The sequence below is a fragment of the Kitasatospora sp. NPDC058115 genome (assembly GCF_042884635.1).
GTDB lineage: Bacteria > Actinomycetota > Actinomycetes > Streptomycetales > Streptomycetaceae > Kitasatospora.
In genome coordinates this window covers 1-17,682 of record NZ_JBHVTL010000009.1, presented here as the reverse complement: position 1 = coordinate 17,682, position 17,682 = coordinate 1, and the positions used below count along the sequence as shown (strand labels likewise).

The 17,682-nt window shown below is 73.0% G+C and carries 15 protein-coding genes; 10 read left to right on the top strand and 5 right to left on the bottom strand.

Features of this window, described 5'->3' with window-relative positions; all coding sequences use genetic code 11:
• Positions 1-79: 79 nt before the first annotated feature.
• The 3 genes from ACFVVL_RS11725 to ACFVVL_RS11715 all read right to left on the bottom strand — a co-directional run bounded on the left by ACFVVL_RS11725 (position 80) and on the right by ACFVVL_RS11715 (position 1,833).
• Entirely contained in the window at positions 80-502 is a 423-nt protein-coding gene (locus ACFVVL_RS11725) for a nuclear transport factor 2 family protein (protein WP_380294720.1), read from the bottom strand.
• A gap of 139 nt (positions 503-641) precedes the next feature.
• The gene (locus ACFVVL_RS11720; RefSeq protein WP_380294183.1) at positions 642-845 is read right to left on the bottom strand and encodes a DUF5988 family protein; all 204 of its coding nucleotides are present in this window, start codon (positions 843-845) and stop codon (positions 642-644) included.
• A 640-nt stretch (positions 846-1,485) separates the two neighbouring features.
• Positions 1,486-1,833, bottom strand: coding sequence for a PRC-barrel domain containing protein (locus ACFVVL_RS11715; RefSeq protein ID WP_387673608.1), 348 nt, complete (start codon positions 1,831-1,833; stop codon positions 1,486-1,488).
• 222 nt (positions 1,834-2,055) lie between these two features.
• On the opposite strand from ACFVVL_RS11715, the gene ACFVVL_RS11710 reads away from it, so the two are divergent.
• From ACFVVL_RS11710 to ACFVVL_RS11695, 4 genes are all read left to right on the top strand, one after another.
• Positions 2,056-2,331, top strand: coding sequence for a GlsB/YeaQ/YmgE family stress response membrane protein (locus ACFVVL_RS11710; RefSeq protein WP_387673605.1), 276 nt, complete (start codon positions 2,056-2,058; stop codon positions 2,329-2,331).
• Between the two features lie 211 nt (positions 2,332-2,542).
• The gene (locus ACFVVL_RS11705) at positions 2,543-3,019 is read left to right on the top strand and encodes a DUF6479 family protein (protein ID WP_387673602.1); all 477 of its coding nucleotides are present in this window, start codon (positions 2,543-2,545) and stop codon (positions 3,017-3,019) included.
• Between the two features lie 364 nt (positions 3,020-3,383).
• Entirely contained in the window at positions 3,384-3,554 is a 171-nt protein-coding gene (locus tag ACFVVL_RS11700; protein WP_387673599.1) for a hydrophobic protein, read from the top strand.
• A 112-nt stretch (positions 3,555-3,666) separates the two neighbouring features.
• The gene (locus ACFVVL_RS11695) at positions 3,667-4,398 is read left to right on the top strand and encodes a hypothetical protein (RefSeq protein ID WP_380294176.1); all 732 of its coding nucleotides are present in this window, start codon (positions 3,667-3,669) and stop codon (positions 4,396-4,398) included.
• 208 nt (positions 4,399-4,606) lie between these two features.
• On the opposite strand, the gene ACFVVL_RS11690 is transcribed toward ACFVVL_RS11695, so the two are convergent.
• Positions 4,607-5,149 carry a CinA family protein gene (locus ACFVVL_RS11690; protein WP_380294175.1) on the bottom strand — a complete coding sequence of 181 codons (543 nt, stop codon included), beginning with the start codon at positions 5,147-5,149 and terminating at the stop codon, positions 4,607-4,609.
• Between the two features lie 637 nt (positions 5,150-5,786).
• Between ACFVVL_RS11690 and ACFVVL_RS11685 the strand changes: the two genes are divergently transcribed.
• Positions 5,787-5,963: an e9imm peptide gene (locus ACFVVL_RS11685; RefSeq protein WP_387673596.1), complete on the top strand. Its 177-nt coding sequence runs from the start codon at positions 5,787-5,789 to the stop codon at positions 5,961-5,963.
• Between the two features lie 79 nt (positions 5,964-6,042).
• Here ACFVVL_RS11685 and ACFVVL_RS11680 read toward each other — a convergent pair whose 3' ends face one another.
• Entirely contained in the window at positions 6,043-9,936 is a 3,894-nt protein-coding gene (locus ACFVVL_RS11680; protein WP_387673593.1) for a helix-turn-helix domain-containing protein, read from the bottom strand.
• Positions 9,937-10,351: 415 nt separating this feature from the next.
• On the opposite strand from ACFVVL_RS11680, the gene ACFVVL_RS11675 reads away from it, so the two are divergent.
• The 5 genes from ACFVVL_RS11675 (at position 10,352) to ACFVVL_RS11655 (ending at position 17,513) form a co-directional block, all read left to right on the top strand.
• Positions 10,352-10,951, top strand: coding sequence for a hypothetical protein (locus ACFVVL_RS11675; RefSeq protein WP_380294172.1), 600 nt, complete (start codon positions 10,352-10,354; stop codon positions 10,949-10,951).
• A gap of 41 nt (positions 10,952-10,992) precedes the next feature.
• Positions 10,993-11,439 carry a DUF2690 domain-containing protein gene (locus ACFVVL_RS11670; RefSeq protein WP_387673590.1) on the top strand — a complete coding sequence of 149 codons (447 nt, stop codon included), beginning with the start codon at positions 10,993-10,995 and terminating at the stop codon, positions 11,437-11,439.
• Between the two features lie 413 nt (positions 11,440-11,852).
• Complete coding sequence (locus ACFVVL_RS11665) at positions 11,853-14,012, top strand: IPT/TIG domain-containing protein (RefSeq protein WP_387673587.1); 2,160 nt, start codon at positions 11,853-11,855, stop codon at positions 14,010-14,012.
• 892 nt (positions 14,013-14,904) lie between these two features.
• On the top strand, positions 14,905-16,635 hold the full coding sequence (gene nadE, locus ACFVVL_RS11660) for an NAD(+) synthase (RefSeq protein ID WP_387673584.1): 1,731 nt from the start codon (positions 14,905-14,907) through the stop codon (positions 16,633-16,635).
• A complete protein-coding gene (locus ACFVVL_RS11655; RefSeq protein ID WP_387673581.1) occupies positions 16,632-17,513 on the top strand; it encodes a nucleoside hydrolase in 882 nt (293 codons plus the stop codon). The genes nadE and ACFVVL_RS11655 overlap by 4 nt, the downstream gene beginning before the upstream one ends.
• Positions 17,514-17,682 lie beyond the last annotated feature (169 nt).

Here is a 17,682-nt window from a genome sequence, read left to right as displayed (position 1 = left end):
ACCGGTTCGGCCGGTGGCCGGCCCTCGCCGGGTCGGCCCGGGACGCTGCGGGACGCTGCGGGGGACGTCTACCGGTCGGTCAGGTGATCTGCCGGATGACGGTGGCGAGGTTCCAGTAGGCGACCTCGGTGTGGAAGCGCCCGTCAGGGGCGAAGGTGAAGATGCTCAGCCCGTGCTTCGTGAAGCGGCGGCCCATCACGGCGTTCTCGGTGAGGCCGGGGAAGTGCCCGGCTACCGTGGCGGAGAGCGTCCACCGGGTGCCGATGGCGCCGTTCTCTCCCACGAGGTAGCCGTCGAGGGTGAGTTGGTGATCGTGGAACGCGGTGAACCAGGTTTCCCCGGCCCTGCGGAGCCCGGGCTTGTCCTCCACGGCCATCTCCACGGCGAGGTCCTCCACGCGGAGGTCGTCGGCGTAGCACGCCAGGTACCCTTCGAGGTCGTCGGCGGACACGGCGTTCGCCCAGGTGCGGAACAGCTTGTCTCGTTCTACGGGGATGTTCATGGTTCCTCCGTTGCCCGTCTGCGGGATGGCTTCCGAGGAGTCCGGCCGGGGCCCGGGTGCGGAGTGTGCCGGGCGCGCCCGGGACGCACAGGCGCGCCCCGGGCGCGGGTCGCGGACTTCCTCCGGCGTGCCGGGCAGGTCATTCGGCGATCGTCGTGTGATAGGCCCACCGATACGTCGGTTCGGACTCGGCGTCGGTGGTGCGCTCCTCGCGTTCGTAGTGCTCGTAGCCGTTGCGCCAGCGGTACGTCAGCCGGTCGGCGTCCTCGCGGACGGGCTGCGGGGGTGTCCGCAGGAGCTCCTGCGGACCTCCGACGAGGTGGGGCTCGGTGAATCTGTCCATCGTTCGTTCATTCCCTCGGGTGAGGATCCGGACGGGGTCCGGAGGGTGTGGCACGCGCAGCGCTCCAGGGGGACCGACGTCCCCCGCGAGCCCGTCTCCGGCTCCCACCACAGCGCTTCGCGTCTCGGAAGACCGGTGTCCAGGAGACCCCGTACGAGATCCGTGATCAGCGCGACGTCGTACCTCCGGCGCGAAGCCCGGGACCCCGGACCGGGCCCAGGGCCCAGGGCTTTGCGCGGGGAGGGTGTTGACGCTGCGACGTCACACCCCGCGGACAATCAGGCAGTATGTACGAAATCAACCATTCCGTCCCGATTTGGCCGTGTCAAGGGGGTGGCGGGTGGTGCCCTCGGCCGGAGCCGGCCGGTCCGGTGCTGCTCCGGTTCGTCCGCGTTCCCGGTGCGGCCCGCCGACGGCGCTCCGCCCGGGCGCAGGAGGCGGCCGCACGGTTCGCCGTTCGCGCGGCGGTCTGTCCTGAGGGCGTGTCATGAGGGGCCGCAGTCGCGCGGGGCTTCGCGGACGCGACGGTGCAACCACTGTGACCTCGGAAGATCCCGGGGCGTGGTGAACAAGCGGCCGGCCTCGTGGGGGCCACGACAACCTGGTCGTGGCCCACACGAGGCCGGGGCGGGCGGTGCGCTCAGATGGCTCCGCCGTAGTAGCTGCCGATCGTGCGGTGGTACTCGGGGTCCGCGGTGTGCCGGTCCTTGTCGTATTCCGGCGAGTTCTTGACCTCGTCCTTCGTCCGGTTCACCCACACCGTCCGCTCGGCGGTGTCCACGCGGCGGATCGTGCCCGCCGGGAGCAGCACCTCCCGGCCGAAGATCCACGGGCCGGTGTCGACCACGATGTGGGCGGAGTCGACGTCCTCCGTGTGCCGGTCGATCTTGCCGATGTGGCCGTCCTCGGCCTCGACGCGGTAGCCCGTCAGGTCCGTGCCGGGGGCGTAGCCCTCGGTGTTGCCGTAGTCCCACATTCCGCTGGTCATGAGCGCCTCCTCGGTGAGTGGTCCGTCGTTGTGGTGCGGCTGCCGACTGCCCCGGGTCGGCCGGATCATGCACGCGGACCGTTGTCCTTCGTTCGGAACGGCGCGGCGGGGTTCTCGTCACCGGACGTCGGCGCTCGTGGTCGGCACACACAGGTTTGGAAGTGGCGGGACGGTGAAGACGAGCGCTGGCATCGGCCGTATTCATCGAGGTAGGAGAAGCACATGGGTATCGTCGCCTGGATCCTGATCGGACTGTTCGCGGGCCTCATCGCCAAGGCCCTGATGCCGGGCAAGGACCCGGGGGGCGTCATCGTCACGATCCTTCTCGGGATCGCCGGCGGCCTGCTGGGCGGCTGGCTCGGCAAGGTCATCTTCGGCGTCGACTCCATCGACGGCTTCTTCGACCTCTCCACCTGGGTCGCCGCCATTGTCGGCTCGGTCATCATCCTCGTCGTCTACCGGCTGGTCACCGGAGGCAGCTCGCGCCGCCACGCCTGAGCATCCGTCTCCTCGGCGGGCCCGCAGCGGCTCCCCCTTCCTCCGAAGGGGGAGCCGCTCGGCTGTCCGCGCACCCCCCCCGCGGGCCGCCCATCGGGCCCGCCCTTCGTCCACCGGCGCGGGCCGTCGTCGGCTTCAGGGTCCCGCGAACCTGTTCACCCTCGTGATCCCAGCTCCATGGCCGTCGGCCCGGGCACTCGCTCCCCTCAGAATGATCGCGGATCCGGGCGAATGGGTTCGGCCGGGCCGGATAGACGCCCGGAGGACGTGGGGTCGGTCGCGCTCGTGCTCGGCCCGGTGGTGGCCCCGCCATCACCGGGCCGGGGCGGCGGCGGTGCTGGTGCGGACGGTGGTTCCTCGTGAGGATGTTCGGCGCTCCGCCGCCGGCTCGACACAGACCCTGCAGAACCCCGATCAGAAGCTCAGAAGGATTCAGAAGGGAAGTTCGCCCATGCCCGGTTCAGTGGTCCAGATCGCGGCGCCCCTCGCGGGCGGCGCGCTCGTGATTCCGGCGGTGCTGATCGTGGCCGTCCTCATCGGCGCATTCGTCTGGGGCAGCCGCCGACAGGCCCGGAGGAGAAAGCCCGCCTACCCTCCCCGGTACGGCCCCGGCCCGCGACCGGCCACGCGGAACACCTCGGACGAGCACGACGCGGACGACCACGGGCCCTCCGGACACGGCGGTTGACCGGGGAGGAAGACGATCAGTCTCCGGCGATCGGGCCCTGCACGCGCGGGTCGAGGGTCTGCAGGGCGCGGGGTAGGGCCGGCCGTCGGGGGGTGGTGGGCCGGTCCGGGCAGTGGTCGGCTCCGGTTCACCCGGTCCTCGGCCCGGCCTCGCGCGCCGACGATCCGCCCGCCCGCCAGGGCGATGTCCCTCGCGCCCCCGTGGGAGAGCAGCAGGGGCCCGGCCGGTACCCGCCGCTCCACCGTGTCCGGCGCGGTCCGGGGCCCGGGGGAGGAGTCCGAGGAGTCCCCGGCGTGCCGAGCGCGCATGCAACCGGCCCGGCCGGGCAGACGAACGGCGAACCCGACACGAAGGAGGAACAACCGTGGTCCCGCTTCTCCTGGTCCTGCTGGTCGCCCTGCTGCTCTTCGGCCTGGGCTTCGCGGTGAAGGTCCTCTGGTGGGCGGCGATCTTCGTCTTCGTCGTGTGGCTGATCGGCTTCATCGCCCGGGGCACCGGCGCCGCCGGCAGCCGCAGCCGCTGGTACCGCTGGTAGCCGCTCCCGGCACGGGGCTGCACCGGGCGCCGGTGGAGCCCCGCCGTGTCGTTCCGCGTTCCGCGCCGGGCTCCGCCACACGTTCGCGGTTCTGATCGGAGGCAGTGGAACGATGACCCCGAACCATGCGGAGACGCCGCGACCGGGCCTGCCCGCGCGGCATCCCCGGCACGAGCGCCGGGGCGAGGCCCGGTTGCCCGGAGTGATCGCCACCCTGGTCGCCGCGCTGCTCTACCTCGCGCTGCCCGAGAGCCTCCTCGTCGGCCCGCGCTTCGTCCTGCCCGCGCTGGAAGTCCTGCTGCTGGTCCCGCTGATCGCGGTCAACCCGCGCCGCCTCACCCGGCAGAACCGCTTCTCCCGGGCCGTGTCGCTGGCGCTGGTCGCCGTCATCGGCATCAGCAACCTCATCGTGCTCGGCCTGCTGGTCCGGGCCCTGGTCTCCACCGAGGTGAAGGAAGGCGGCCCGCTGCTGCTGGCGGCCCTCCAGGTGTGGGCGACCGACATCATCGTCTTCGGCCTCGCCTTCTGGGAGCTGGACCGGGGCGGACCCGTGGTCCGGACCCAAGCGCCCCGCTCCGAGCTGCCGCTCGCGGACTTCCGCTTCTCCCAGGACGAGAACCACGACGCCGTCGAGGAGGTCGCCGACGGGTCCAGCCGCTCCAGCGACTGGAGCCCCGCACTGGTCGACTACCTGTACGTGTCGGTGACCAACTCGACCGCGTTCAGTCCGACCGACACCATGCCGCTCACCACCCGCGCGAAGCTCCTGATGAGCGTCGAGAGCATCGCGGCGCTGGTCACCTCACTCCTCGTCATCGCTCGCGCCGTCAGCGCCCTGCACTGAGCCCGCCGGCCGCCCGGGCGGGCCGACCGCGGACGCCCCCGGCGGGGACGCCGGTGCCCGAGCGGTCGCGCAGGTAGCCGTCCCCGGCGCACGTCGGGGGACGACGAGGGACGTCACCGAGGAAGCGGGGCGGGGTCATTTCGCACGCTCCTTGCCGCGGCGCTCGGAAGGTCGGGCGGGCCGGCGGGCGGACCGGCGGGCGAGACGGTCACGGGTCCGGCCGAAGTGAGTCGCGGAGCAACCGCAGCGCTGCCCGCACCGTGCCGGCCTGGACGGCCTGCGGGCCGGAGCCGGACAGGGGCGGGGACGCTGTCCGGCTGCCGCTCGGCCCGGCCACGGCGACGAACACCGTGCCGGGCTCGTGTCCGTCCTGCGAAGCGGGCCCGGCCACCCCGGTGGTGGCGAGGCCGTAGGTCGCGCCCACGGATGCCCGGACCCCTTCGGCCATGCGGACGGCCACCCGGGGGTGCACGGGGCCGGCGTCGGCGAGGAGCGCGGCGTCGACACCGAGCAGGGTTTCCTTGGTCTCGGTGGCGTAGGCGACGATCCCGCCGAGGAACGCCTGCCCCGCGCCGGGCACCTCGGCCAGCGCGGCCGCGAGTCGTCCCGCGGTCAGTGACTCGGCAACGGCCACGGTGTGCCCGGTGGCCGTCAGCGCCGCGGTGACCTGCCGGGCCAGTACGCCGGCCTCCTCCGTAGCGGCTCCGGCGCCGGGATCCGGTCGCCCGGCCGGCCGGGTGGGGTTCGTCATGATGATCGCCTCGCTGGGGCCACGGACTTGTGCGCGTCCCGGCCGACCACGAGCTCTGCGCGCGCTGGAGGACGCCGCAGGCGGGGGCCGGTGCCGCGGTCCTGCTTGGGACCGGGCGGCGTGAACACGGGCAGCGGATCGGCGTGGAAGGCCGCGAGGGCCCCGGGTACCGGTGCCTGGGACTGGTCCATGCCGCGGCGTCTGCCCGGAGGGGTGGGGAGGAAACGACAGGAGCCCCGCCCGAGGGCGGCCGGTCGTCGAGCCGGGTGAAGCGGGGGGGGGGGGGGAGCCCTCGAACGGCGTCCACGGGTTGTAGGCGGTGCCCAGGGGGATGTCCTGCCCGCACCTCGCCGCCGGCCCGCGCGGCGGGAAGCTCTTCGTCGGCCATGAGGGATGCCGACCGGCCGACAAGGGCCCGGGGGACCGCCGCGCCCGCTCCGCGTCCGGGCCGTTCGGCCGTCCGGTGCACAGTTGCACCGGCCCGTTCAAGTGAACGGCCGTCCCATCCGCGTGTGCGCCCGCGTCCCCGGGGCCTTGTCCGGTCGATCAGGTGGCTCGCTAGGCTCTCCTCGGTCTGGAGGGGGTGGCTGGAGCAGTGATGACTCGTGAGTCGGCCGTTGCGCTGGTGCAGAGGATCATGGATGGGGACTGTGCCGATGACGCCGAGATCGACCGCACGTTGGAGGCGCTGGACAGGGGCCTCGGCTGTCCGAGTGGCTGTGTCAGCGACCTGGTCCACTGGCCGGACGGGCCGGAGCCGACAGCGGCCGAGGTGGTCGAACTGGCGCTCGCCCACCGGCCGTTCGCGTTGTGACCAGTCCAGGCTGCGATTGTCGTACGGCCGGGACGGACACACGGCGAGGGGCCGCATGGAATCGATCGCGTCGTCGGGGTCAGCAGAGCTCTCGGTAGGGCACCTCGGGGAGGTAGGTCTTCCAGTCGGCCCGCGTCAGGCCGCCTCCGGCTCGTGTGCAGATGTCGGCGGCTTCCTGTTCCGGGGCGACCGTGGTCTCGTGCACCGGTACGTGCTCGGTCGCCGCGCGCAGGGTGCGGTCGTCGGCGCTGAAGGCCAGGGAGAGGATGGCGCCCCCCGGCGCGGGGAGGGCGGGGCCGAGTGGTTGGCGGGATCCGAGGTCCCACATCCGCAGCGTGCCGTCGGCGCCCGCGGCTGCCAGGGTGCGGCCGTCGTGGGAGAAGGCGAGTGCGGAGATGGGGTCGAACACCCCTGCCGTGTTGGGGCGGAAGGTGCCGGGCAGCACGCCCAGGTTCCGCTCGGCGTTGCCGTCCCAGAGGGTGACGCGGCCGGCTTCGTCGCCGGTGGCCAGATACGTGCCGTCCGGGCTGAACGCCACGGTGTGGGTCGTGTTCTGGGTGAGCGTACGGGGATTCGCCGGGTCTGATGGCAGGCCGGTGAGTTGGTTGTGCGAGGTGACGAGGAGCTGCCCGTCCGGCCGGACGGCGAGGTGTTCCCCGCCGACCCCGGAGATCACCCGCGTCCTGGCGTGCTGGGACACGTCCCAGACCTCCACCTCCTCACCCCACGGCGTCCGTGACACCAGAAGCGATCGTCCGTCCGGCGTGAAGGCGATCCCGTTGAAGGGGCCCCCCGGGAACGCCTCACCGGTGGCATTCACGTTCAAGTTCAGCGTCGCGGTCACGGAGCCGGTGGAAACGTCCCAGATGGACAGCGGGGCTGCGTCCAAACCCGTCCGCAAGGGGTCGGAGACGCTGTAGGCGAATGCGCCCCCGTCGGGACGGAACGCCGCGAGGACCGTACAGGGCAGAGGGACCTGGCGCTTCGAGGTGCAGGAGATGCCGGGAAGGTCGACGACGTGCCCGGCCCCGCGGACATCGCGCAGCTGGAAGCGGTACACGGCGTCACCTTCGGGCGGGGACAGCGTGGCGAGCGTGCTGCCGTCGGGACTGAACGCGGCGACTGCGATCGGTCGGGTGGTCCAGGGCGGGGTGAGGACGTTGGTGAGGTCGATGGTGCGGACGACGGCTCCGGTCGTACCCTCCAGGTAACGGATCCGGTGTGCGGCCGGATCCAGCCTGAGCTGGCCGACGTCGGTGTTGGCGAGCGGATGCCGCAGCAGTGGCGCGGACGGTGTGTCGAGGCGCCACAGCAGTACCTCCTTGCCGTCCGAGGCCGCCATCAGCGTTCCGTCCGCGCTGAACGCCGTCTCCCTGATGCCGGCATGCTCGATCCGCGGGAGTTCCGTGCCCGAGGCCATGTCCCAGATCCGGACTCCCTCGCTGTCGACGACTGCCAACCGGCGGCCGTCCTGCGCGAACCCGACCGCCTCTTCGAGGCACTGCTGCGCGCTGACGACGGGAGCCCAGGGGGCGGGGACCTGGCGCTGCTCGGGCACGTTCCACACCTGGACCCGCTCACCCGGAAGGCACAGTGCCACCAAGCGATCGTCCGGACTGAGGGAGGCATCAGGGTAGGGATAGAAGTCCCAGCGGCCCTCCACCCACATCCGCCGCTGCTTGACTTCCGGCACGCCGCGCAGCTCGTCGGGGCCGACCGGCCTGCGCTCACCACCTTTGGTGCGTCGTTCGAACAGCAGCCGGCCGTCGGTGAGATCCCGGACCTGGATCACATGGTCGGAGCCGGCGTTGGCATAGAGGAGCAGGGTCCGTCCGCTCGGGCCGAACCGGGCTGCGGTCTTGATCAGGTCAGGTTCGGGAGGGAACGGTGTCACCGGCAGTGGGCCGGCCGGGATGATGCGGGAGCGTTCCGGAGGCACATCCCACACGTTCACAAAACTGTGATCGAATCCGGCGATTGCCCGGGTGTCGGCGCTCATGTCCTCCACGTTCCCGGCCTCGTCCTTCAGCCCGGGCAGCGACGCCACCCGCCGGTGCGTGTCGACGTCCCACCGCACCACCTCGTCGCGGCCGACACCGACCAGCGTGCGCCCGTCACCGCTGAGGAAGTGCGTCTGCGGGACGGCCTTGTCGGAGGGCGGATCGGTGAAGACGTCCTGGTCCGCCTGGACGGTGGCGCCGAGCAGGGCGGACCGTGACTCGGGGAGGTCGGCGGTCCTCCACGCGGCGAGGCTCAGCCGCATCGCCGTGAGCGGGTCGGAGGAGCGCATGCCGTCCGCCACCGCGGCGGCCCGGCGGGCGGCGGCCTCCGTGCGGCGGCGTTCACCGGTCAGGTGCTGCTGCCACGCGACCACCCCGGCCAGCATGGCGAGCACGACCAGGGCGGACAGCGTGGCGAGCAGGGTTCGCAGCCGCCGGGCGGAGCGCGCGGTCCTGCGGTTCTCCTGGTCGCGGGCGGTGAGGGCGGCGGTGAGGAAGCGGGACTCCAGCGGGGTGAGGTCCTCGCGGTGACCGGCGCCGGTGAACGCCGACTCGGCCGCTGCCAGGCGGGTGCCGCGGTAGAGCGCTCCGGGGTCCTGGTCCAGTTCCTCCCAGGCCCTGGCGGCCTCGGTGAGGTGCCGGTGCCGGCGCAGCCGGTCGCGGGCGTCGTCGATCCACGTGTTCAGGCGCGGCCAGCAGCTGATCAGGGCTTCGTGGGCGAGGTGGACGGTGTCGCCGTCCAGGGTGATCAGCCGGGCGCGGGCCAGGGCCTCCAGAACCGCTGCGGTGCCGGTGTCGGCGTCCCCGGTGCCGAGGGACGCCAGTTCGGTGCGGTGGGCGGGGCGGCCGGTGTCCTGAGTGCCGTCGCCCGGGGTGACCAGGCGCAGCAGGATGCGCCGGGCGGTGGCGGCCTGCTGCGGCGTCAGGCCGTTGTAGGCCTGTTCGGCGGTGCGGGCGATGGCGCCCCGCACGCCGCCGGCGGCCTCGTAGGCGGCTTCGGTGAGTGCCCTGCCCTTGCGGCGGCGCCAGGTCTCCAGCAGGGCGTGCGACAGCAGGGGGAGTCCGCCCGGTTCGCCGTCGATCTCCTCGACGATCCGGGAGGTGAGGGCGCGCTCGACGATCAGGCCCGCGCCGGCGGCCGGCCTGACGATCGCCTCCCGCAGTTCGGCCGGGCCCATCGGCCCGACCAGCAGCGTGGCGTTCCGCAGGACGAGGGCCAGGTCGGCGTGCTCCGCGCAGCGGCCGAAGAAGTCGGCCCGCACCGCCAGAACCACCCGTAATCGGCTGTCCGGCGCGCACGCCGCCACCAGCCGGCGGATGAAGGCGGCGCGTTCCGCCGGGTCGGTGCACAGCGTGAAGGCCTCCTCGAACTGGTCCACCACGAGCACCGTGTCGCCCCGACCGTCCCCCGGCGCCATCGGCGCGGCGTTGTCGGTGGCGGGCCGCGGGCCCGGCGTGAGGATCCGGATGGCGGCCGGGCCCGCGCCCGCCCCGCCACGATCCCGGAGCGCCGGGATCAGTCCGGCGCGCAGCAGGGAGGACTTGCCGCTGCCCGAGGCGCCCACGACGGCGACCAGGCGGTGGGAGTCCACCAGGGCCAGCAGGTCGGCGACGAGCCGGTCGCGGCCGAAGAACCGCTCCCGGTCACCGGGTTCGAAGCGGGCCAGGCCCCGGTAGGGCGCAGCGGCGTCGCCGCCGTCCCCGGCCGCCGTCTCCCGCACGACGGTGTGCCAGCGCCGCTCCCACTGTGCGGGATCGCCGCCGCAGGCCTCCGCGTAGGCCAGTACCACCGGCAGCGAGGGGAGTTGCTGCCCGCCCGCCGCCCGCGACAGCGTCGCCACCGAGTACCGGGTGCGGTCGGCCATGACCCGGTAGGTGAGGTTCCCCGCCTCCCGGCGCAGCTCGCGCAGCTCCGACGCGAAGCGCTGAACCGGCCCGTCGGCCGGGTCCAGCGGACCCTCCTGACGCCCCATCCCGTGTCCTCCCCCCGTCGGCTGCACCACCGGACCGCGTCAACCTAAGGGCCGGGGGAGCCCGTTGCAACGGCTTCTCATCAGCCTGTCTCGTTCCAGCGGTCCTTCCGACCAGCGGAGCAGCCTTTTGTTTCGTCCGGCGGGGAGGGCTGCGCAACAACCGGCGGACCGTGAAAGCTCGAAGCGTGCCGAAGCCCGAGAGCGAGGAACGGCCGCCCTCGGCGCCGGCACGACCGCGCTCCGACGGTTCCACGCCCCGACGGCAGCGCACCCGCAGGGCCCGCACCCGCAGGGCCCGCACCCGCAGGGCCCGCGTCCGCCGCTCCCGCGCAGTGCGGCGCAACGCCGTCGAAGACCCCACGGCGCCCGGAACGCCGGGACGTCCCTCCGTTTCCACACCGAGCAGGAGACAGCCATGCCACACGCCAACGTCCGTACCGCGACGCCCGCACGCCCACCGGCGTCGGCGGTGAAGCGGTTGTCCGCCGTCCTGGCGGCAGCGGTGCTGCTGGCGCTGCCCACGGCGGGGGCGGCCCACGCGGCGCCGGCCGAGGAGGCCGCGCACCCCGGCCGCCACCACGTGGTCGGCGCGGTGCAGGAGATCTCCCCCGAGGCCGCCGAGCGGCTGCGCTCCGGTGCCGAGCAGCAGGGCCTGACCTCGGCGTGGGTCACTCCGTGGGTGCACTGGACGCCGTATGCGGGCGGGGAGGTGAACGACGTGCGCATGCACGTGTACAGCGGCTCCGACGGCCACGACCGGGCGTACGCGGAGGCCTACCTGAACTACTACAACGACGCGGTCTACCTGGACGTGTCCCAGACCGCGGGCAACGGGCACTGGCCGTGGCAGGCCAAGAACCTCGTCGCCGTCGGCGGACGGCTCCACCTGCAGACCCCCGAGTCCTACGACGGGCCGGGCTACTGGGTGCGGGCGTGCGGCGTCTCGTTCGCGGTGGGCGACCCGTGGGGCAACCCGCAGTGGGGCAGCAACATCAACTGCACCGCCTGGAACTGAACCACCACCACGATCACCTCTCCTCACGGAAGGAAACCCGAGTGAAGCGCACGCACCGCACGCATCGCACGACCACCGTCCTGCTCGGTCTCGCGGCAGCCGCGACGGCACTGACCGGGTTCGCCGCCCCGACCGCGTCCGCCGCCCCGACGGCCTCCGCCGCCACGCCCCGGGTCACGGCCAGCTGCTCCGGGCTCTCCTGCTTCGGGTTGGACCCGGTGGACGCGGGCTGCAACACGGACGCCTACACGGTGGAATCGGTGGCCTCGTCGAGGGGCACGATCGAACTCCGCTACAGCGCGTCGTGCAGGGCGAACTGGGCCCGGATCTCCGGCACCTCGGCCGGGCAGTGGTTCTGGGCGCAGAGCGAGGACAACTGGTACCAGTGGTGGCGCACGACCGGCGCCACCGGGTACGGCAACATGGTCGACGGCTCGGGTAAGGCGCGTGCCTGCATCGAGTACGGGGTCTGCACCAACTGGCACTGAGGTTCCTCCGACCGCCGGATCCTCGCCGGAGAGCCGGCGGGGATCCGGCGGTGGGAAGCACGTCCCGCCGGCGATCAGTACCCGGTAAGAGGAACTCATTGATCGCCATATTCGGTCCGAATCGAACATTCCCTGTGGTGGAGGTAAACCGCCTGAGAGCATTTCAGGGACTTCACCGCGCCCGGTACCGGGGGTCGTGCAAGTCGCCTGTTGCCGCAGTCCGGGCCGGGCCGCGGCGGTGGGTGGGGCGGGCATCGGCGGTGGTGTTGCCGCCGGTGACGGGATCCGTCCCTGTGCGACCGCGCCGCTGTCGGTTCTCGGGGGCCCGTCGGCTCCCGCCGGTGTGGTGCGGACCGGAAGGAGAGGCAATGTCGTCTTCCCGTGTTCGTCTCGGAACCCGGTATCCGCGTCCGATGCGCCGCTCCCGGCGCCGTTCGCTGATCGCCCTGCTGAGCTCCGCCCTCCTGGTGCTGGTCGGCGTGGTCACGCTGGCCGCCGCGCCCGCCCAGGCGAGTGCCGGGGGCCGGATGGCCTACGTCACCAACCTGCGCGGCAATTCGGTCTCGGTCATCGACATCGCCACCAACACGGTGACCGCCACCATTCCGGTCGGGCGGTTCCCGGAAGGGGTGGCGGAGTCCCCCGACGCCTCCCGCGTCTACGTCGCCAACAACGGGAGCAACAACGTCTCGGTGATCGACACCGCCACCAACACGGTCGTCGCGACCGTCCCGGTCGGCGCGATCCCCGGTCCGGTGGCGGTCTCGCCGGACGGCTCCCTGGTCTACGTGGGCAACAACATCGCCACCGGCATCGGCGGCATCAGCGTGATCGACGTCGCCACCAACACTGTCGTCACCAGCTTCGCCACCGGCAGCCAGCCCTTCAGCATCGCCTTCGCGCCCGACGGTGCCAAGGCCTTCGTGGCCAACTTCGTCGGCAGCTCGGTCTCGGTCGTCGACACCGCGACCAGCACCGTCGTCGCGACCATCCAGAACCCCAGCGCCTCCACGCCCGCCGCGGTGGCCGTCACCCCGGACGGCGCCCACGCCTACGCGGGCAACTTCAACAGCAACACCGTGTCGGTCATCGACACCGCCACCAACACCATCAGCACCATCATCAGCGGCATCGGGGGGCCGGAGGGGATCGCGATCAACCCCGACGGCGCCCACGTCTACGTGACGAACGCCAACGCCGGCAGCGTCTCGGTGATCGACACCGCCACCAACTCCGTCACCGGCACCATCCCGGTCGGAAGCGCGCCCGTCGGTGTCGCGGCCGACGGGGCCAGCAGCAACCTCTACGTCGTCAACGACGGCTCCAACACCGTCTCGGTGGTCGACACGGCCACCAACACCGTCACCGGCACCGTCCCCGTCGGCAGCGCTCCGTTCGGGATCGCCGTGACCCCCGTGCCGGTCGCCGTGACCGCGGTCAGCCCGAACCAGGGCCCGCCCTCCGGCGGCGGGACCGTCACGATCACCGGCACCGGACTGGCCGGTGCCCGCGCCGTGAAGTTCGGCGGCACCCCGGCCACCGCCGTCACCGTCATCAACGACCGCACCGTCACCGCGACCGTTCCCGCCCACGCGCCCGGCACGGTCGACGTCACCGTCACCACCCCGGCCGGCACCAGCCCGGTGTCCGCCGCCGACCAGTACACCTACGTCGACCCCGGTGCTGATCTGGCGGTCTCGGTGACCGATTCGGCCGATCCGACCCCGCTCGGCGCCACCTTCACCGACACGGTGACGGTGACCGACAACGGGCCTGCCGACGCCACGGGCACCACGGCCTCCGTCACCCTGTCCGGGGCCCCGGCCGGGATCGTCTCCGCCGTGCCGTCCCAGGGCTCGTGCAGCATCACCGCCCCGACCGTCTCCTGCACCCTGGGCAGCCTGGCGTCCGGCGCGAGCGCGACCGTCACCCTGACCCTGTCGCCGAGCGCCACCGGTACGGTCACCGCCACCGCCGCGGCCGACGCCACCCAACCCGACCCCGTGCCGGGCAACGACAGCGCCGCGCAGAGCACGACCGTCGACAACGCGCTGGGGTGCACGATCGTCGGCACCAACGGCAACGACACCCTCAACGGCACCAGCGGCGCCGACGTCATCTGCGGCCTGGGCGGCAACGACACCATCAACGCGGGCAGCGGCAACGACACCGTCTACGCCGGAGGCGGCGACGACACCATCGACGGCGGCCCCGGCAACGACGTCCTGTGGGGCGGTGCCGGCGACGACGCCCTGGGCGGCGGCAACGGCGACGACTACCTCTACGGCGAGGCCGGCAACGACACCAACAGGGGCGAGACCCTCCTCGACGTGGTGCTGTCCCTGTTCGACAACGGCAACGACCACATCTACGGCGGCCCCGGCAACGACGACCTCGACGGCCAGAACGGCAACGACGTCCTGGTCGACCACGACGGTACCGACACCATGAGCGGCGGCCTCGGCAACGACAGCATCGACGTCCAGGACGGCATCGGAGGCGACACCGCCAACGGCGGCCTGGGCTCCGACACCTGCGCCGCCGACACCGGTGACACCACCATCAGCTGCTGACTCGTACCACCCGCACCACCCGCACCACCCGCACCACCCGGGGCCGGGCCACCACGACGTGGCCCGGCCCCACCCCATGTCCCGGACGTCCGCGAATCCGACCGTGCTCGCCGGGACGGCCTGCGGGCAGCGGATCGACGCCGGGTTCGCGGCGCCGGGCGGGGAGCAGGTCGCGCCGCGCGGACCGTTGGCGTCGAGTGCGGCCGGGTCGGCCGTCGCCCCGGCGACGGAGCCTGCGAAGTCCGGCGTCACGCCAGGTCCTTGCGCATCAGCGTGCACATCGTCCCGTACCGCTGGAGCGAGCCGTCCCCGGCCTCCACGTCCCAGGAGTCGAGTCGAGGTCGCGGCCGAAGGCCCGGTAGCCCAGGCGTTCGTCGAGGGCGCGGCGCGCGGGTTGCCCGCCTCGGCGCGGCGGATCCGGCGGACGAGCTCGCGCACGTGCCCGGGGGAGCCAGGCCCGGCCGCAGGACGGCAGGTCCTCCTCGGTGAGGCCGCGCACCGACAACTGCAGCCCGATCTCGGGCATCGCCGCCCGTCCACGGGGTTTCGGACCGGCCCCGGCGTCGGGCGGAAGGGCTCGCGCTCCCGAGGTGCCAGGGCGGTGCCGGGGCGAACAAGCCGGATTCGGGCAGATCATTCCCAAGCAGAACAAATGGTGCGAAAGGGTCAGTTGAGTGCTTTACTCCCTACTTGAGCCCCAGTGGTCATGTCGTCATATCCGCAATGCCCTTGGGCAGCTGACGCCGTGCGGCCTGGACGGCTCGTACACGGGGGGAGCCGGCGATCGGAGATCCAGGCCGACGACGCCCGCGGACGGGGAGGACCGCACCGGCGGGCTCCCCTCCCCGGCTCACCCCGCCCGCTTCATGACGCCCCGGTACGAGGAGGTACCTTGTCAGTTCTTCGAGTGGCGCTGGCCCAGTGCAACCCGGTTCTCGGTGACATCCCGGGAAACGGCTCCACCGTCCTCCGGTGGTCGCGGAAGGCCGTGGAGGCAGGCGCCGACCTGGTGGCCTTCCCGGAGCTGATGCTGACCGGCTGCCCCGTCCAGGACCTCGGCCTGCGCAGCGCGTTCACCTCGGCCTCGCTGGCGGGGCTGTCCCGGCTCGCGGGCGACCTGGAGGCCGAGGGCCTGGGCGACACACCCGTCGTCGTGGGCTACCTGGACCCGGCAGACCCCGCGGACCCCGCGCTGTCCGCGGGCGAGCCGGGCTCCGTCCCGTGCAGCGCCGCCGCGGTGCTCCACCGCGGAGAGGTCGCGGCCCGCTACCTCAAGGCGCCCGGCAGTGACCTGCCGGCCGTCCGGATCCGCGGGGTGGACGTCGTCCTGCTCGTCGGGGACGACCTGCACGGCAACGCGGAACCGCTCGCCACCGCCGGGGCGGGGCTGGTCCTGCACCTGTCCGCAGCGCCCTACCAGGTGGGCAGCCGGCCGGCCAGGAAGGCCGCGCTGGCCCGACTGGCCGCTGCGGCGGGGGCACCGGTGGCCTCGGTGAACATGGTCGGCGGTCAGGACGACGTCGTGTTCGCCGGCGGGTCGATGGTCGTCGACCCCGGCGGGCAATGCCTCGCGGCGGCCGGTCTGTTCACCGACGACCTCCTCGTCGCCGAGCTGACGCTGTCGGCGGCCGGGGCCGGAGGCGGCCCGCTGCGACGGCTGCCGCGATCGACGACGGTCCCGGACGCACCGGCCCCCGTGCCGGAGGCCGCGCCGCTCCTGGAACTGCCCGACATCTGGCGGGCGCTCGTCGTCGGTACGCGCGACTACGCCCGGAAGAACGGGTTCGCCACCACCGTGGTGGCGCTGTCCGGCGGAATCGACTCGGCGCTGGTCGCCGTGATCGCGGCCGACGCGCTGGGCGCGGCCAACGTCGCCGGCATCTCGATGCCCGGCGACTACTCCAGCGAGCACTCGAAGGCGGACGCGGCGGAGCTGGCCCGCCGCGTCGGACTGGACTTCCGCACGGTGCCCATCCAGCCGATCGTGGACGCGATGCCCGACGTCCTCCGGCTGGACGGCATCGCGGCGGAGAACATCCAGGCCCGCGCACGCGGCATGATCCTCATGGCGGTGTCCAACCAGGAGGACCGGCTGCCGCTGAACACGGGGAACAAGACGGAGTACAGCTGCGGGCACAACACACTCTACGGCGACCAGGTGGGCGGGTACGCGCCGCTGAAGGACGTCCCGAAGACGCTGGTGTGGGCGCTGGCCCGTTGGCGCAACGACCAGGCCCGGCGGCGGGGCGAGCCGGAGCCGATCCCGGACCGCACCATAACGAAGGAGCCGAGTCCGGAACTGCAGCCCGGGCAGGTGGACTCCGAACTGCTGCCCGCCCCGTACGAGGTGCTGGACGAGATCCTCGCGGGGTACGTCGAGGCCGACCTGAGCCGGGACGAACTGGTCGCCCGGGGCGCCTCCCCGGCCGTGGTGGACCAGCTCATCGAGATGGTCGAGCGGGGCGAGTTCAAACGGCGCCAGGCCCCTCCCGGGCCGAGGGTGTCGCGCCGGGCGTTCGGCCCGGACCGCCGGATGCCGATCACCAATCAGTTCGTGCCGCACGGCCACCGCGCGACGTACTTCCCCCATGCCGAACCGGCCACCGGGGCGGGTGCGCCGTGAACGCCCCGCTGATCATCGACACGGACATCGGCGGGGAACCCGACGACGCGATGGCACTGGCCGTCGCCGCGCGGCACCTGCCCGAGCTGGCGCTGGTCATCACCACCGACGAGACCGGAGGCGAACGCGCCCGGTTCACCCGGCACTTCCTCGACCTCCTCGGCCGGCCCGAGGTACCGGTGACAGCGGGCCGGGAGCTCTCCGCCACCCCGTACTTCTGGGTGCGGGACCTCATCCCCGGCGCGGTTCCCCCGCAGCACGACGACCCGGCGGCCGCCGTGGCGGCCGTGTGCCGCAGGACGCGGGGCCCCGTACGGTGGCTGGGGCTGGGGCCGATGTCGAACCTCGCCGACGTGCTCACCGGTCGCCCCGAGCTGGCCGACCGCCTGGAAGTGACGCAGATGGGCGGCGCGTTGTCCTACCGCGACCCGACGCAGGCGCAGTACAACTTCCGCCTCGACCCGGACGCCGCACGCCTCGCGCTGGCCGCGGCGCGGCGGCTGCGCCTGGTCACCTACGACGTGACGTTCGCACCCGCCATCGCGATCTCGGCGGGCTCCCGACTGCACGAGGACCTCGCGGGCTCGCCGTGCGAGTGGGCCACCGTGCTGGCCGCGCAGTGCGACCGGTACTACCGCGGCTACTACCCGAGCACGATTCCGCACACCCCGCTGGCCCTGTCCGCCGCCGCGGGCGAGTCGTTCGTGGACTTCACCCGCCAGCGGCTGGCCGTGGACGCGTACGGACGGACCCGGCTGGACCCCGACGGCACACCGGTGGACCTCAGCACCCACGCCGACCACACCCGGTTCGCGGCATGGCTGCACGCCCGTCTGACGCCCACCGACGTTCCGGCGGACCGGCCGGGACGCCGGTGACCGGCTCGCCCGGGTGACCCCGGTCGCGAAGGCCGGCCGGCTCCGGCCTTCGCGACCGGGACGCCGTGCGGGCCCGGGGCCCGGGCCCGGCGCGCGGGCGGGTCTGACCTCCGGGCCGGGGCCGGAGGACGGGGCCGACGCCGGTGCACGAGCGGCGCCCGCCGGACTC

Coding starts and splice junctions, on each gene's coding strand:
- ACFVVL_RS11675 (WP_380294172.1), top strand. CDS start 10,352: ATGCCACACGCCAACGTCCGTACCGCGACGCCCGCACGCCCACCGGCG.
- ACFVVL_RS11725 (WP_380294720.1), bottom strand. CDS start 502: ATGAACATCCCCGTAGAACGAGACAAGCTGTTCCGCACCTGGGCGAAC.
- ACFVVL_RS11685 (WP_387673596.1), top strand. CDS start 5,787: ATGGATGGGGACTGTGCCGATGACGCCGAGATCGACCGCACGTTGGAG.
- ACFVVL_RS11695 (WP_380294176.1), top strand. CDS start 3,667: ATGACCCCGAACCATGCGGAGACGCCGCGACCGGGCCTGCCCGCGCGG.
- ACFVVL_RS11720 (WP_380294183.1), bottom strand. CDS start 845: ATGGACAGATTCACCGAGCCCCACCTCGTCGGAGGTCCGCAGGAGCTC.
- ACFVVL_RS11710 (WP_387673605.1), top strand. CDS start 2,056: ATGGGTATCGTCGCCTGGATCCTGATCGGACTGTTCGCGGGCCTCATC.
- ACFVVL_RS11690 (WP_380294175.1), bottom strand. CDS start 5,149: ATGACGAACCCCACCCGGCCGGCCGGGCGACCGGATCCCGGCGCCGGA.
- ACFVVL_RS11665 (WP_387673587.1), top strand. CDS start 11,853: ATGCGCCGCTCCCGGCGCCGTTCGCTGATCGCCCTGCTGAGCTCCGCC.
- ACFVVL_RS11705 (WP_387673602.1), top strand. CDS start 2,543: ATGATCGCGGATCCGGGCGAATGGGTTCGGCCGGGCCGGATAGACGCC.
- ACFVVL_RS11715 (WP_387673608.1), bottom strand. CDS start 1,833: ATGACCAGCGGAATGTGGGACTACGGCAACACCGAGGGCTACGCCCCC.
- ACFVVL_RS11680 (WP_387673593.1), bottom strand. CDS start 9,936: ATGGGGCGTCAGGAGGGTCCGCTGGACCCGGCCGACGGGCCGGTTCAG.